7 protein-coding genes are annotated in these 16706 nt (G+C 72.9%); 6 read left to right on the plus strand and 1 reads right to left on the minus strand.

Features of this window, described 5'->3' with window-relative positions; genetic code table 11:
- Positions 1–58: 58 nt before the first annotated feature.
- From ACH47X_RS02920 to ACH47X_RS02930, 3 genes are read left to right on the plus strand one after another with little or no spacing between them, the layout of a single operon-like run.
- The gene (locus ACH47X_RS02920) at positions 59–988 is read left to right on the plus strand and encodes a carbohydrate ABC transporter permease (protein ID WP_397401214.1); all 930 of its coding nucleotides are present in this window, start codon (positions 59–61) and stop codon (positions 986–988) included.
- 1 nt (position 989) lies between these two features.
- Positions 990–1883, plus strand: coding sequence for a carbohydrate ABC transporter permease (locus tag ACH47X_RS02925; RefSeq protein WP_220454686.1), 894 nt, complete (start codon positions 990–992; stop codon positions 1881–1883).
- 49 nt (positions 1884–1932) lie between these two features.
- The gene (locus ACH47X_RS02930) at positions 1933–3915 is read left to right on the plus strand and encodes a glycoside hydrolase family 127 protein (RefSeq protein ID WP_397401217.1); all 1983 of its coding nucleotides are present in this window, start codon (positions 1933–1935) and stop codon (positions 3913–3915) included.
- A 329-nt stretch (positions 3916–4244) separates the two neighbouring features.
- Here ACH47X_RS02930 and ACH47X_RS02935 read toward each other — a convergent pair whose 3' ends face one another.
- Positions 4245–7400 carry a family 43 glycosylhydrolase gene (locus ACH47X_RS02935; RefSeq protein ID WP_397401219.1) on the minus strand — a complete coding sequence of 1052 codons (3156 nt, stop codon included), beginning with the start codon at positions 7398–7400 and terminating at the stop codon, positions 4245–4247.
- 336 nt (positions 7401–7736) lie between these two features.
- Between ACH47X_RS02935 and ACH47X_RS02940 the strand changes: the two genes are divergently transcribed.
- From ACH47X_RS02940 to ACH47X_RS02950, 3 genes are read left to right on the plus strand one after another with little or no spacing between them, the layout of a single operon-like run.
- Entirely contained in the window at positions 7737–12479 is a 4743-nt protein-coding gene (locus tag ACH47X_RS02940) for an Ig-like domain-containing protein (RefSeq protein WP_397401221.1), read from the plus strand.
- A 14-nt stretch (positions 12480–12493) separates the two neighbouring features.
- Positions 12494–14773, plus strand: coding sequence for a glycoside hydrolase family 127 protein (locus ACH47X_RS02945; RefSeq protein ID WP_397401223.1), 2280 nt, complete (start codon positions 12494–12496; stop codon positions 14771–14773).
- Complete coding sequence (locus tag ACH47X_RS02950) at positions 14770–16701, plus strand: Ig-like domain-containing protein (protein ID WP_397401225.1); 1932 nt, start codon at positions 14770–14772, stop codon at positions 16699–16701. The genes ACH47X_RS02945 and ACH47X_RS02950 overlap by 4 nt, the downstream gene beginning before the upstream one ends.
- Positions 16702–16706 lie beyond the last annotated feature (5 nt).

The raw sequence follows: 16706 nt of genomic DNA on the forward strand, positions 1-16706 counted from the left end.
TCCGTCGCGGCGGGACCACGCGCCCCGTCTACTCGCCCTGCCGACGAGGAGCAGCCCCGTGCCCGTCACCCCATCCGCCCCCGCGCCCACCCGGCCGGCCGTCGTCGCCGTCGCGCGCCGTCGTGCCCTGCACGGCTGGGCCTACGCCGCGCCGACCGCCCTGCTCGTGGTGGGCCTGTTCGTCCTGCCCGTGCTGCTGGTGGGCCAGATGTCGCTGTCCGACTGGCCGCTCCTGGCCGGCAACCAGGGGCTCAACGCGCCCGAGAACTACGTCGACGCCCTCACGCACCGGTTCTTCTGGGACTCGGTCGCCTTCACGCTGAAGTACACGCTGATCGCCACCGTGCTGCTCATCGGCCTCGGCCTGGGCCTCGCGCTGCTGGTGCAGGAGTCGAGCCGCTGGTCCGCGGTGCTGCGCACGTCCATCCTGGTGCCCAGCGCGCTCGGCCTGGCGTCGGCGTCGCTGCTGTTCTACGCGCTGTACTCGCCGCAGGTCGGTCCGCTGTCGCCGCTGCTGCAGCGGCTCGGGCTGGCCGACGGGCCGGTGTCCTTCCTCGGCACCCCCGAGAGCGCGCTGTGGTCCACCGTCTTCCTCGTGGTCTGGCGGTTCGCCGGGTTCTACATGCTGCTCCTCATGGTGGGGCTGCAGGGTATCCCGCACGAGGTGATCGAGGCCGCCCGGATGGACGGTGCCAACCGGTGGCAGAGCTTCGTCCACGTGACGCTGCCCCTGCTGCGCCCGTCGCTCGCGCTGTGCACGGTGCTCTGCGTCACCGGCTCGCTGCTGGCGTTCGACCAGTTCTACATCCTGACCAAGGGCGGGCCGGACAACAGCACGCTCACGGTCGTCCAGCTCATCTACAACGTGGCCTTCCAGGGGCAGAACGACCTCGGCATCGCGGCCGCGCTGTCGATCGTCGTCCTGGTCGTGCTCGTCGTCGTGAACGTGGCCCAGATGCGTGCCATGCGCGCAGGCCAGGAGGACTGACATGACCACGACCGCACTCCCCGCCAGCCCGGCCCGGCCCCAGCTGCGACGCCGTCCACGCGCGCCCCGGGCCCGCCTCGCCGGGATCGCCCTGCGCACGCCGTACTGGGTGCTGACCGGCGGGCTGGCCCTCGTCTTCGTCTTCCCGCTGATCTGGGCCGGCGTCGCCTCCGTGGCGCCCCAGCCCGGCAGCAGCCAGGTCGATGGCTGGGGGCTGGGCAACTACGCCACCCTCATGGAGTACCAGGCCGGGCTGCCCCAGTACCTGCTCAACTCCACGCTGGTCTCGACCATGACGGTGCTCTTCACCCTGGTGGCCTCGGTGCTGGGCGGGTACGCGTTCTCCCGCTTCAAGTTTCCGGGCCGCAACGTGCTGTTCCTGCTCACGCTCGCGATCCTCATGGTCCCGTACGCCACGCTGCTCATCCCGCTGTACGTGATGCTCAACGCGATCGGGCTCCAGAACACGCTGGTCGGCCTGGCGCTCGTGCTCACGGTGTTCCAGCTCCCGTTCGCGACGTTCATGATGCGCATCTCGTTCGACGCCGTCCCGCGCGAGCTGGACGAGGCGGCCCTCGTGGACGGCTGCTCCTCGTTCCGGGCACTGCGCACCGTGCTGCTCCCGGCGGTCAAGCCCGGGATCATCACGGTCGGCCTGTTCGCCTTCCTCGCGGCGTGGAACGACTTCGTCGCGCCGCTCATCCTCATCTCCGACTCCACCAAGATCCCGCTCCCGCTCGCCGTGGCGAACCTCCGGGCGCAGGTCATGGGGATCGTCGACTACGGCGCCACCGAGGCCGGCGTCGTCGTCATGGCGCTGCCGTGCGTCGTCCTGTTCCTCCTGCTCCAGCGGCACTACGTCCGCGGGTTCATGTCCGGCGCGCTCAAGGGCTGACCGCCCCGTGCCCCGTCCAGCCCGTCCATCTCTTCCCGGAGGTCCCCGCATGCTCTTCCCGACCGGACACCGTGGCGCCGCCACGCCCACGCCCGTCGCGCCGTCGACCGGCCGCCTGCGGCCCCTCGGCCTCGACCAGGTGCGCATCACCGGTGGTCCCTGGGCCCGCCGCCAGGAGGTGAACGCCACCGCGACCCTGGCGCACATCGAGCAATGGCTCGAGCGTGAGGGCTGGCTCGCCAACTTCGACCTGGCCGTCTCGGGCGGCCTGGCCGAGGGCCGGCGCGGCCGGGAGTTCAGCGACTCGGAGGTGTACAAGCTGCTGGAGGCCATGGCCTGGGAGCTCGGCCGCCGGCCCGACGACGGCCTGCGCGGCCGGTTCGACGCGATCGTCGCCCGGGTGGCCGCGGCCCAGGAGCCGGACGGGTACATCGGCACCCGGTTCGGCCGCCCCGGCCAGGAGCCGCGCTACACCGACCTGGAGTGGGGGCACGAGCTCTACTGCCAGGGCCACCTGTTCCAGGCGGCGGCGGCGCGGGCCCGGACGGGCGGCACCGACGACCGCCTGGTCGAGGTCGCCCGGCGCAGCGCCGAGCACGTGTGCGCGACCTTCGGCCCGGACGGCAACCAGGGGATCTGCGGGCACGCGGAGGTCGAGGTGGGCCTGGCCGAGCTCGGCCGGGCGCTGGGCGAGCCGCGCTACCTCGCGCAGGCCGCGCTGTTCGTCGAGCGGCGCGGGCACGGCGTGCTCGCCGACATCGAGTTCGGCCGCTCCTACTACCAGGACGACGTGCCCGTGCGCGATGCCGAGGTGCTGCACGGGCACGCCGTGCGCGCCAACTACCTGGCCGCGGGCGCAGTCGACGTTGCCGTCGAGACCGGCGACACCGCGCTGCTCGACGCCGTCGCCGGACAGTGGGCGCGCGCCCAGGCCCGGCGCACCTATGTGACCGGTGGGCAGGGCTCGCACCACCAGGACGAGGCGTTCGGCGACGACTGGGTGCTGCCCCCGGACCGCGCGTACTCCGAGACGTGCGCGAGCGTCGGCTCGGTCATGGTGTCGTGGCGGCTCCTGCTGGCCCGGGGCGGCGCCGAGCACGCCGACGCGATCGAGCGCGCCCTGACCAACGTGGTCGCGACCTCGCCCGCGCACGACGGGCGGTCGTTCTTCTACGCGAACACCCTGCACCAGCGCGTTCCCGCCGAGCATGTCGACACCGACGTGGTGAGCAAGCGCGCCGAGGCGTCGCTGCGCGCCCCGTGGTTCGAGGTCTCGTGCTGCCCGCCCAACGTGGCGCGCACCTTCGCGAGCCTCGCGGCGTACGTCGCCACCGTGGACGACGGCGGTGTGCAGCTCCACCAGTATGCTCCCGCCGAGATCCGGGCCGAGCTGCCGTCGGGGGAGCACGTGGGGCTCGACGTCGTCACGGACTACCCGGCCGACGGGCGCGTCGAGGTGCGCGTCGTCGCCGCGCCCGCGGGAGACTGGACGCTCACGCTGCGGGTGCCGGCCTGGTCTTCTTCTGCGAGGGTTCGGGTGGACGACGGGGCTGTCCGCGAGGTGGGCCCGGGGCTGGTCGAGGTGGCCGGACCGCGGGCTGACGGCGTGGTCGTGCTCGACCTCGACACCGCTCCGCGGTTCGTGGTGCCCGATCCGCACATCGACGCCGTCCGCGGCTGCGTCGCGGTGCAGCGCGGCCCGGAGGTGTACTGCCTGGAGTCGGTGGACCTGGCGGCGATGGGGCCCGGGTCTGACGGCGGTGGCGCGGACGGCGGGGTGGACGACATCGTGGTCGATGCCTCCGTGCCGCCGTGGGAGGTGGACGGCGCGGTGTACGTCCGCGCGGGGCGCCGGGGTGCTGCTGGTGCTGGTGACAGCGATGACACCGATGTCGCCGGCTGGCCGTACGCGACGGCGGCCGACCTCGACCCGGCGCCGCGCCCCGAGCTCCACGACGTGCCGCTGGTCCCGTACCACGACTGGGCCAACCGGGGCCCGGCCACGATGCGCGTCTGGCTCCCGACCCTCTGACCCTGACCTGACCTGACCGGCCCCGCCACGGAAGTGCGCTTCTACCCAGTGATCAGGCCCGAAAACGTGCGATTTTCCGGGCCTCATGACTGGGTAGAAGCGCACTTCTGCGTGGCTGCCCCGACGCGACCGACGGCGTCGGGCAGATCGCGTCGGACGCCAGGCCAGCTCGGCGTTCGGTTGTCCCCGACACGTGCCGGGGACAACCTTCGCGCGCGGGACCTACGTCCGCCCCGCCCCGCCCCCGTCCCGCCTGGCCTCGCCGCGCCCGCCCGGTCGAGCCGTGCCGAGCACGTCGGAAAGTCCGCGGCGGATCTTCCGTCAGCGGGTCATGGGCGGCAGTTCACCGCCTCGTACTCGACCGTGACCTCGTTCGACGGTGCCGCGACACCACCATCAGCCCCGGCCCCACCAGCCACCGTCGCCCGTACCGTCACCGCCCCCGCCTCGGCCGACGCCGACCGCACCGCGAACGACTGGTATGCGGCCGCGCCCGACGCCACGCCACTGAACGAACGCGTCCCGTACGGCGTGGTGAGCGTGATGTCCACCGGCCCGTCGTGGTCGTTCACGGCCCGCACGGCCAGGGCGGCGCTGCCGCCCACGCAGCGCGCGTCAGCGGTAACGGTCACGGCGGGTCCAACCGGCCCCGTCCCCGGGTCGTCCGCGATGACCCGCCACTCGGTCGCGGCCACGGCTGCGTACTGGCTGCCGTTCCCGTTCGCATGGATCGTCGCCCGCAGGCGCGACGTCGTGACCTGCCCGAACGTCATGCGGTTGAACTCCGTGGCGCTCGTGCCGGCCGGCGAGGGATCGGGCACCGGGGCCCAGGCCTGTGCGTCCTGGTCCCAGTACGACAGCTCCCAGGAGTCCGGCCGGGCCACGCCCGCCCCGGTGCCCTGCGGCTGGTCGTTCCAGAACTTGATCTCCGCCGCCGTCAGCCGGATCGGCCGGGGCCACGTGTACTGCACCCACTGCGTCGCCGGGTGGTTGCCCGACCACGTGCCCCAGAGCTGCGCCTGCGCCGGGCTCGCGGGGTCGAGCCCGTCGTTCAGCGCGAGCACCGAGTTCCAGCCCGCCGTGTACGACGCCGTCGGCGCCGCCAGTGGCGCGACGTCGCCGGTCAGCGGCCCGCTGAGGTCGGCGGGGATCGTCACGGTCCGGGCCGTCTCGGCGTTGCCGGCCCGGTCGACGGCGCGGTAGCGCACGTCGTGCCGGTCGCCGTCGGGCGCGGACACGGCGCCGGAGTACGGCTCGAACCCGCCGCCGTCCACCGCCACCTCGATGCGTGCGACGCCGGACGTCGCGTCGGCGGCGGTCACCGCCACGGAGCGCGCGTCCTCGTCCACGGTCGCCGTGCTGCGCGGTGCCGACGCGTCGATCCGCACGTCCAGCGCCGCCTGCGCCGAGACGTTGCCGGCCCGGTCGGTAGCCGTGGCGGTGACCGTGTGCTCGCCGTCGCCCGTCACCTCCACGTCGGTGTAGCGGACGGACTCGGTGACGACGGGCGCGGCGTCGTCGACCGACGTCGAGAGCGTGACCCGGCCGCCGCCGTCGTCCGTTCCCGCGACGCGGGCGCGGACCGCGGAGCGGAACCAGCCGCCCGTGCCGGCGCTGCCGCTCGGGGTGATGGTCACCTCGGGCGGCGTCTCGTCGCCCGAGGTCTCCGACGGGTCGAGGACGGTCACCGTCGCCTGCACGCGCCCTGCGGCGTACCCGAGCACCGACCCCTGCACCGTCAGCTCCCCGGGCGACGCGACGTCGTCGGCGAACAGGGCGTCCCAGTACGCCGGCACCTGCAGGGACACACCGCCCGGATAGTCGGCGCGCACCGTCCCGGGCAGGTCGGTCTCGCCCACCTCCACGGTCATGCGGCCCGGCGCCACCGAAGCGGCCTGCTCGGCCAGCACCTTCCACTCCTCGACGGCGACGCCCGAGTACGTGGACCCGTTGGTCGACGCGTCGAACACCGCGCGCAGCTGCGTGGTCGTCACCGCGTCGAACGACGTGGACTGGAAGCCCGCGGTGCCGGTGGGATACCCGGAGGCGCCGGGCACGTCCGCCCAGGCGCCGACGTCGGCGTCCCAGTACTGGATGCGCCAGGAGTCCGGCGCGGCCACGCCCACCCCCGAGCCGCGGGGCTGGTCGTTCCAGAACTCGATCTGCGACCCGGCCACGCGCACCGGCTGGTCCCACGTGTACTGCACCCACTGCTGCGGCGGGTTGTTGCCCGTCCACGTGCCCCACATGTCCGGGGGCAGCGGGTTGGGCCGCACGATCTCGTCGTTCAGCGCCTTGACCCAGTACTGCGTGGGCACGGGGTCGTTGGAGACCGTGACCCGCGCCTCCTGCGCGATGTTCGCGCGCGGTGCGCGGTCCGGCTGCCGCTCCGGCGTGACCGTGACCGGGCGCATCCGGGGCGGGTCCTGCGTGTCGTCCCACTCGACCTTGTCGAGCGCGACCGACCGGCGGAAGTGGTTGCCTCCGACGGCGTCGGCCGTGTGATAGGCGATCCACCACTGGCCGTCCAGCTCGACGATGCCCGGGTGGCTGGTCGTGGACGAGACCGGGGGCAGCACCGTGCCGCGGTACGTCCAGGGCCCCTCCGCCGACGGCGCCGTCGCGTACGCGATGCACGCGTGGTAGTTCGCCGGGGTGCAGGCGCTGGTCGGGCCCGCGTTGTTGCCGGCGTAGGCCAGGTAGTAGGTGCCGTTCCGCTCGAAGAGCCAGGGCGCCTCGAAGAACCCGGTCAGGCCCGTCACGGTCCGGACGTCGCCCACGGTGGTCCGCATGTCCTGTGCCAGCTCGACCCGGCGCAGGTTGCCGAAGCTGCCCCAGTACATGAACACGCGGGCGTCGTCGCCGGTGCCGTCCACCAGCACGGTCGGGTCGATGTTGTGGATCGTGTTGGGCGCGGGCAGCCGTTGCGAGACGATCGGTCCGCCCGCATGGTCGGTCCAGGGGCCGGTGGGGGAGTCGGACACGGCCACGCCGATGCCGAACTTGTCGCTCGCGGGGCTGGCCACCTCGTGCACGGGGCCGTACCAGTAGTAGCGGCCGTCCAGGCCTTCCTGCACCTCGCCCGCGTACGCGCGGCCCGGCGTCGCCCAGTCGAACACGTCCTCCGGGCGCATCAGCGACGGGTGGTGCGTCCACTCGCCCGCGTCGGGGTCGGCCGTCACGAAGGCGCCCCACTCGTTCATGACGAAGTCGTTGCGCGTCTCGCCGGCCTCGTCGTGGCCCGTGTAGACGTACAGCTGGTCGGCCCCGGTGTCGTTGCCCGGTGCCCCCGCGGGGACCACCAGCGGGGCGGGGTCGGCCGAGTAGTAGCTCCCGTCGGCCAGGATCGGGTTCTGCGTGCTCGTGAAGTCGTACGCGTCGGCTGCCTGCGCCGCCGGTGCGGCGACCCCGGCGCCCAGCCCGGTGGCGAGCACCACCGCCAGCGTGCCGGCCGCGGCCGGCCGTCCTGCTCGGACCTGTCTCATCCCTGTCCTCCTGTCGTGGCACTTCTTCGTGGCGCACTGACGGGCCGACCCTGGCACACGGCCGTGCCGCCAACAATGGGTTTCGGCACTTTTCGGTACGGATGTGGCCGCACGGGGTGATCTCATACCGAAAACACCGAAAACCATTGCCGGACCCGGAGGGGTGATGCTTCACTGGTCCGCGCCGGGCCCCTCGATGGTGAGCGGGCCGGCGGGAACCACCACCTGGCGGACAACGTCGCGAGCCAGGGTGGGGTGCGCAGGGATGCGCCGCCTCCGCCCGTGCGGCACACCTCGTCCGTCCGAGTGCCTGGCCGTCGACGGAGAGGACATGTGATGTCGGCACGAACACGAAGAGGCGCGGTGGCGGCGTTCGCCGCGGCCGCGATGGCCGTCTGCGGGGGCGCGGCGGTGCTGCCCGCGGCCCACGCGGCACCCGCGGTACGCGCGGCGGTGCTGCCCGGCAACGAGGACGACGTCGGCGTCTACACCGACGGCCTGACGGACTCCCTCGACATCGGCGACCCGGTCTACCGCAACCTGGACACGGTCGAGGACGCGCTGGAACCCGGTGTCCCGTACACCGCGGACAGCATGTACCGCTCGATCTTCGACGCCGACGTCGCCGCCGGGGGCACCGACTTCTACCTGGACCGGGTGCTCGGCGTCACCGGGGCCTCCGGCAACAACGTGCTGCAGACCCGCGGCCGCACCCTGTACCTGCGCGGCGCGGGCGGTGCGAGCTGGAGCACCATGGGCTTCGGCGGCAACGCCTTCGCGGGCGGCCCCAACGACCTGGGCGCGTTCTACACGATCACCGTGCCCGGGCAGACGGTCAGCGAGGTGGGCAGCGCCCGGTTCAACGCGCCGAGCCACGCCAAGGCCCGCTACACGATCGGCTCGACGGGCGTGACAGCGGACCTGCGCAAGCTGATCACCTACGACAACACCGCGCTGTCCGCCCTGACGTTCACCAACCCGGGCGCCGCGGACGTCACCTTCACCGTGCGCGCCGCCTCCCCGATCGCCCGCGGCGCCGCTGACGCCGACGACGAGCTGACCGGCACCCGCACCCTGACCAGCGGCGCCAACAACGGCCTGGTCGACACCCCGTGGTCGTCGGTCACCGTGGGCCTGAAGGCCGACGGCTTCACGCGCAGCGGCACCGACCTGGACCGTGAGGTCACGGTGCCGGCCGGCGGCACGGTGGACCTGTCCGTCGTCGGCTCCCTGTACTCGGCCGCCCTGCCCGCGGGGCAGGAGCAGCTCCGCGAGTACGCGGCCCTGACCCCGGACGACGCGTTCCGCACCGGCGTGACCGCGTTCAACGAGCGCTGGGCGCAGGACATCCCGTACATCGACGTGCCGGACCCCGCCATCGAGAAGGCGATCGTCTACCGCTGGTGGGGCGAGCGCTACAACAGCCTGGACGCGAACGAGCCCGGCTATGTGTACCAGTACCCGACCACCATCGAGGGCGTGAACCTCTACCAGAACTCGGTGGTGCTGACGCAGCCGATGCACCTGCAGGACACCAAGTGGATCCGCAACCCGTACCTCGCCTACGGGCAGGTGCTGAACGTCGGCGAGCTGTCCGGCTCGTCGGCGTTCCTGGACAGCCCGGGCCACACGAGCTGGAACAACCACTACTCGCAGTACCTCGGTACGGCCGGCCTGGAGGCGTACAACGTGCACGGCGGCGGCGCCGACGTCGCCGAGCGGTTCGCGTACTACTTCGAGCAGGACGGCGTGGGCCAGCTCGAGCACTACGACGGCAACGACGACGGCCTGATCGCCTACGACACCAACTACATGCCCGGCAACGACGCCGACGCGATCAGCTTCGGCTACCCGCGCTCCAACGGCGGGGCGCCGGGCGCACGCACCATCGAGCGGCCCGAGTCGGCCTACGTCTGGGGCGCGTTCGACGCCGCCAGCAAGCTCTACGAGATCGCCGGCGCCGACCCCGAGCGCGTCACCAGCACGGCGGCCGAGGCCGACCGCATCCAGGCGGCCGTGCTCGACCGGCTCTGGAGCGAGGAGACGCAGATGTTCCTCGCGGGTACGTCGCACGGGGCGACGTCGGCGGCGTCGTCGGGCGGCAGCGCCAACCCGCTGCCGGCGGACGAGCGGGACCTGATCCCGGCCAAGGAGTCCAACCTGTATGACGTCTACGCGGAGAACCTGATCCCCGCGGACGACTGGGAGCAGTACGTCGACGGGTTCCGGTTCCTGCGCTACGGGGACAACTTCCCGGTCTTCCCGTTCTACACGGCCAACCAGTACGACCGGTCGAAGTTCTCGATCGGCGGGTCCAACAACTTCTCGAACATCAACTTCACGGTCCAGTACCGCGGGGTGCGCGCCGCACTGCGGGACTACGACCCGGAGCAGCGATACATCACGCCGGAGTACGCGGCCAAGCTGCTCGACTGGATGGCGTGGAGCATCTACCCGAACGGTGACGCGCGGGTGGCCAACCAGGCCGAGTACTACTCGGGCTGGAACGCGGCCGACCAGACCTTCAACCGCAACAACCCGAACCACGTGATGCTCGGCAACATGAGCTACATCTTCGTCGAGGACATGGGCGGCATCCAGCCCCGGTCCGACGACCTGCTCGAGCTCGACCCGATCGACCTCGGCTACGAGCACTTCATGGTGAACAACCTGCGCTACCACGGGCACGACCTGACGATCGTCTGGGACCCGGACGGCACGCACTACGGGCTCGGCGCCGGCTACTCCCTGTTCGTCGACGGCGACCGCAAGGTGAGCGCGGACCGCATCGGCGGGTTCGTCTACGACCCGGCCGCGAACGAGGTCGTCGGGTCCGACGACGGCCTGGACGTCACGGTCGTGGCCGACGACGGCGCAGACCTGCCCGCCGCCGTCGACACGCCGATCGAGGACCAGCGCGTGGTCTCGTACCTGAGGACCGCGGGCATCGACCTCACGCAGGACGCGGAGAACCTCGCCCAGGGCGCGACCCTGAGCTCGTCCGCGACGCAGGACGGCGCCCGTCCGGCGGCGTGGCGCAACTTCCACACGCCTGGGTTCTCGACCAGCTCGATGAACTACACGCCGGGCGCCATCGCGACCACCGAGCGGCCCGTCTCGCTCGACGCGGTCACCGACGGCGTCACGGTCAACGAGCCGTACTGGGGCAACTACGGCACCGACGGCGACACCGGGTACGTGGAGCTCGACCTGGGCGAGGCCGTGCCGGTCGACAACGTCAAGGTCTGGTTCGTCGACGACCGGCAGGCGGGCGGCTACGCCCCGCCGCGCCGGTACTCGATCCAGGTGCCGGACGGCGACGGCGGCTGGGCTGCGGTGCCCGAGCAGGCCAAGGCGCCCAAGGTGCCCGGCCCCAAGGCGAACGAGGCGCTGTTCCCCGAGGCGACCACCGACAGGCTGCGGGTCTCGTTCACCAACGCTCCGGGCCGGTGGACGGCGATCTCCGAGATCCAGGTGTTCGACTCCGGGCGGCCCGTGCCGCCGGTGGAGAACGACCCGCCCACGGTCACCGCGACGTCGGACGACACCGCGAACGGCAACCTGTCCACCGTGCTGGTGGCCACCGCCACCGACGACGGCGTGCCGGAGGACGGCGAGCTCACCTACGGCTGGGAGACGGTGTCGGCGCCCGAGGGCGCGGGCGTGATCTTCGCCGACGACGCGGCCCTGACCACCCGGGTGACCGGCACCGTCGAGGGTGAGTACGTGTTCCGCCTCACCGCGACCGACGGGGTGCTGAGCACCTCCCGCGACGTCACGGTGACGCTGGCCGAACGCGAGACCACCGCCGAGTTCGGGCGGCTGGCCACCATCACGACGAGCGGCTCGGCGTCGTGGGAGAACCCGGCCCGGGTCAACGCGGAGAGCACACCGGCCAGCTCGAACCCCGGCGCGGGCAACGGCTGGGGCACCTGGGGTCAGACGCAGAACGGCACCAGCGCGGCGCAGGCCGCGTGGATCCGCTACTCGTGGGGCGCGCCGGTGCTGCTCAGCTCGACGGACATCTACTGGTACGACGACAACGGCGGCACCCGCACCCCGCGGGCCGACACGTACGTGGTCGAGTACACGACCGACGGCACCACGTGGACGCCGGTCACGCTGACGGACGGCTCGACCTACGCCGGGGCGCTGGCCCGGAACGCCTACAACAAGCTCGAGTTCGAGCCGGTGGAGGCCAGCGCGCTGCGGGTCCGGATCTGGGGCGTGCAGTCCGGCGGCGCGGGCACCGGCGTGCTGCGCTGGCGGGCGGGCGGCGACACGGTGGACACGGTCGCGAGCCCGGTGGTCATGCGCACCACGGTCGGCGTCGTGCCCGAGCTGCCTGCCGCGCTGGACGTCGTCTACTCGGGCGGCACCCGGGGGACCCTGCCGTTCACCTGGCAGGAGATCACGCCGGCCATGGTCGCCGAGACCAACGTCGAGCCGTTCACGGTCTACGGCACCAACGGCGAGCACGGGCTGATCGCCCAGGCCCAGGTGTACGTGCGGCCCGAGACGGCGCAGGACGGCATCGCCATCCAGGGCGCCGAGCAGTTCGAGCGGGAGGTCAACGTCGGCGAGCTGCCGCACCTGCCCACCCGCGTGGCCGTGTCGTACAACGACGGGTCGCGCGACAACCAGGCGATCGGCGTCGAGTGGGACTTCGACGAGTCCGTGGTCCAGACGCCGGGCGTGCACGTGGTCACCGGGCGGCTGATCCTGCCCGACTACGTGAGCGAGGCCGGCACCACGCAGACCACGCTCACGCTCACGGTGCTCGGCGACCCGGCCGAAGGGCCGGTGGTCACCGCCACGGCGGAGCCGCGCTGCCTGGCGGGCCGCGCCACCCTCGCCGTCCGCGTCGTGAACGACGAGGACGGGCCGCTGGACATCGCGTTCGCCAGCCCGTTCGGCGACAAGTCGTTCACGGGCGTCGCCCCGGGCGACGCGGCCTACCAGTCGTTCGCCACGCGCGCGGCGTCGGTCACGACGGGCACCGTCACGGTCACGGCGTCCGACGCCGCCCGCGGCACCACGCAGATCAGCGTCGAGTACCCCGCACTCACGTGCGGCTGACGGAAGGGAGCACCATGCACCGCGACATCCCGAGCACGCAGCACACGGAAGTCTCCCGCCGGTCCCTGCTCCGCCTCGGAGCGGCCGGCCTCGCCGGGGGCGTCGCCGCCCTCGGGCTCACCGGCGGGGCGGCCTCGGCCGCCCCGCTGGGGGCCGCCCCCGCCGCGGCCGTACAGGCCGCGGCGGCGGTCGCCCGCCTGCCCCGCCGGTACCTGCGCCTGCTGGACCGGACCCCGGCGTCCGACCGCTGGCTCGCCACCCCGTTCCCGCTCGCCGACGTGAGCCTCGCGCCGAGCGTCGCCACGCGGTCGCAGGACCAGCTGCTGCACCTGCTGCGGGTCTACCCCGTCGACCGGGTGCTGGCGGTCTTCCGCCGCAACGCGGGCCTCGACACCCGAGGCGCCAACCCGCCGGGCGGCTGGGAGGGCTTCGGCCACGCCAACGAGCAGCCCTGGGGTCCCGACGACTACCCGGGCCGGGCCGACGTGCAGACCGCCAACCTGCTGCGCGGCCACTACGGCGGCCATTTCCTGTCCGCCCTCTCGCTCGCGTGGGCGTCCACCGGGGAGCAGACGTTCAAGGACAAGGTGGACCAGATCGTCTCCGGGCTGGGCGAGGTGCAGGCGACGCTCGCCGCCATGGGCCGGTTCAGCCACCCGGGCTTCCTCGCCGCCTACGGGGAGTGGCAGTTCAGCCGGCTGGAGGGCTACGCGCCGTACGGCGAGATCTGGGCGCCGTACTACACCTGCCACAAGATCATGGCGGGGCTGCGCGACGCCTACCAGCTCGCCGACAGCGACCAGGCCCTGGAGATCTGGGCGCCCATGGCGGACTGGGTCTCCGGCCGCCTCGACCCGCTGCCCGCCGACCAGCTCACCCGCATGTGGGGCATCTACATCGCCGGCGAGTACGGCGGCATGAACGAGGTGCTGTGCGACCTCGCGTCGATCACGGGCGAGGACAAGTACCTCGCCACGGCGCGGAAGTTCGACCTGGACCCGCTGGTCGACGCCTGCGCCGAGGGGCGCGACACCCTCAACGGCAAGCACGCCAACCAGCACATCCCGCAGTTCCCCGGCTACCTCAAGGCCTACGAGCACACCGGCGAGGAGCGGTACCTGGACGCCGTCACCGGGTTCTGGGGCATGGTCGTACCCGGCCGCACCTACGCGCACGGCGGGCACGGGGAGGGCGAGCTGTTCGGCCCGCCCGGCACCGTGGCGGGCGACATCGGGGCGCGCAACGCCGAGACGTGCGGCACGTACAACATGCTCAAGCTCTCGCGGCTGCTGTACCTGCACACGCTCGACCCCAAGTACATGGAGTTCTACGAGCGGGGCCTGCTCAACCACGTCGTGGGCTCCAAGCGGAACACGCAGTCCGACACCAGCCCTGACGTCACCTACATGTACGGCGTGAACCCCGGCACCCGCCGCGAGTACGGGAACACCGGCACGTGCTGCGGCGGCACCGGGCTGGAGAACCACGTGAAGTACGCCGACACCGTGTACCTGCGCTCGGCCGACGGCGCCGCGCTGCACGTCAACCTCTACCTCGCCTCCACCCTGGACTGGCCCGAACGCGGGCTGCGCGTGGTCCAGGAGACGCAGTACCCGAAGGCCGGGTCCGCGCGGCTGACGATCGAGGGCTCGGGCGAGCTCGACCTGCGCCTGCGGGTGCCGGGCTGGGTGCGCAAGGGCTTCACGGTGCGCGTCAACGGCGTGGCCCAGGACATCGCCGCCGTCCCCGGCGAGTACGTGAGCATCGACCGCACCTGGGCGTCCGGCGACGTGGTCGACGTCGACATGCCGTTCAGCGTGCGGGCCGTGCCGACCATCGACGACCCCGCGGTGCAGAGCATCGAGTGGGGCCCCACGGTGCTGCTCGTCCGGGACCCGTCGACCAGCTACCTCGACATCTCCCTGTACGGGCACATGGGCCTGGACGGCACCCTCGACAGCGCCTTCGAGCCCACCGGCGACGGCTACTTCCGGCTCGGGGACCGCGTGCTCGAACCCGCGTGGTCCGGCGACCACACGACCTACCACATGTACGTGCGCCGGGCGGAGCCGCGCGTCGTGTTCGCCGGCCTCGACAGCGGCGTCGCCAACGCGGCCCGCCCCGACGGCACCACGCTGCTCGACGCGGTCTGGGCCGACGGCGGGTTCGCCACCCGGGCGGACTTCCTCGCCCAGGTGCAGCGCACCACGGAGCGGTTCACGGCCGACGGCCTGCTCAGCCGGCGGGACGCCCAGCGCGTCCTGCTCACCGCGGGAAAGGCGGACATGGCATGACGACGACCACCGCACCCAGGGCTTTTCGGCGGCAGGCACGGGGGCGCCGCGCCGCGGCCGTCATCGGGGCGCTCGTCCTGGCCCTGGCGGGTCTGACCCCGGCGGCGGCCGAGCCGTCCGACGCCGGGCCCACCAACGTCGCCCCGCTGGCCGAGCCCACGGCCAGCTACACCGCGTCCTGGAACCGCGTCACCGCCGTGAACGACGGCGCCGGCGTCAGCACGGGCGGTGCGCACGACGCCACCTGGGCCACCTGGGGCGAGGATCCACGCCCGGCGAGCCAGTGGCTCGAGTACACCTGGGAGGCGCCGGTCCGCGTCGACCGGTCGGCCCTGCGGTTCTGGTCCGACGGCACGGACGCCAACGGCGACAACGTGCGCGTCCCCACGTCCTGGACCATCCAGTACTGGGACGCCGACGCGGGGGAGTTCGCGGACCTGCCCGCCCCCAGCGGCTTCCCGACCGACCGGCTCGGCGTCAACGAGACCACCTTCGAGCCCGTGGAGACCACCCGCCTGCGGGCCACCTTCCAGGCGCTCGCGGGCGGGGCCGAGAACACGTACTCCGCCGTCGGCGTCTCCGAGTGGGAGGTCTGGGGCACCGGCGGCGTGGTCGACCCCGAGCTGGAGGACCCGTTCGGCCCGATCGACCACACGCCCGTGCACATCCCCACGCAGGTGCGCTCGCTCCCCGACCTGCCGGACCGGATCGACGCCGTCTACGAGGACGGCCGTGTGGTCCGGGTCGCGGTGACCTGGGCGGAGGTCACGGCCGACGACGTCGCCGAGCCCGGCTCGTTCGCGGTCACGGGCACCTCGCCCGACCTCGTGGAGCCCGTGACCGGCACCGTGTACGTGCGCGACGGCGCGCCCGGCGACGTCGTCGGGGTCGACAACGTCGCCGTGGTCACCCTCGCGGGCACCGCGCCCGTGCTGCCGCCCGCCGTCACCGCCGAGTACGCGGACGGGTCGCGGGACAGTCGCATCCCGGTGACCTGGGCCGACGTCGACCCCGCCGACTACGCGGAGGCAGGCGGGCTGTTCCTGGTGGCGGGCGAGGTCGAGGGCACGGACGTCCCGGCCGAGGCCGTGGTGTTCGTGCTGGAGCCGGACGACGCCGAGGACACCGCGCCGCCGTCGATCACCGTGACCACGACGCCGGCCGCCGCGCCGTCGGGCTGGTACCTGGAGCCCGTCACGGTCACGGTGCGAGCGACCGACAACCGCGACCCGGACCCGTGGGTCGAGGTGTCGCTCGACGGCGGCGCGCCCGTCCCGTACGAGGGGCCGTTCACGCTGGCCGACGGCACGCACACCGTGCGGGTGGTGGCCACCGACGCGGCGGGCAACACCGGCGAGGCGGAGCGCGAGCTGCGCGTCGACTCGGCCGCGCCCGTGACCACGGCGGACGTCGAGAACCTCGGGGCGAGCGTCGAGATCACCCTGGAAGCGACCGACGGCGACGGCTCCGGCGTGGACCGGATCCAGTGGGAGGGACCTGGCACGTTCTGGGGCACCTACACCGGGCCGTTCACCCGCGCGCTCACGGAGACCGAGCAGGTCATCGAGTTCGCGGCCACCGACACGGCGGGCAACGCCGAGGAGCGCCGGTCGCTGACCCTGCCGGCAGCCGGGGCGCACCTGCCCGTGACGGCGGAGGCTTCCACGCGCTGCGTGGCGGGCAGGGCGCACGTCGCGGTCCGTGCCGTCAACGGCGCGGACGTCCCGGTCGACGTCGTGCTGACCACCGAGCACGGGACGCGCTCGGTGGACGACGTCGCACCCGGCGGCGCTGCTTACCAGTCGTTCGCCACCCGTGCAGCGTCGGTGCCCGAGGGCTCCGCCTCCGTGACCGCCACGGCCACGGTCGACGGCGAGGAGGTCACCGTGCGCCACGACCTCACGGTCCCGGCCCTGTCCTGCTCCTGACCAGA

Origin of the sequence: Promicromonospora kroppenstedtii (assembly GCF_044389675.1) — a bacterium.
GTDB lineage: Bacteria > Actinomycetota > Actinomycetes > Actinomycetales > Cellulomonadaceae > Promicromonospora > Promicromonospora kroppenstedtii.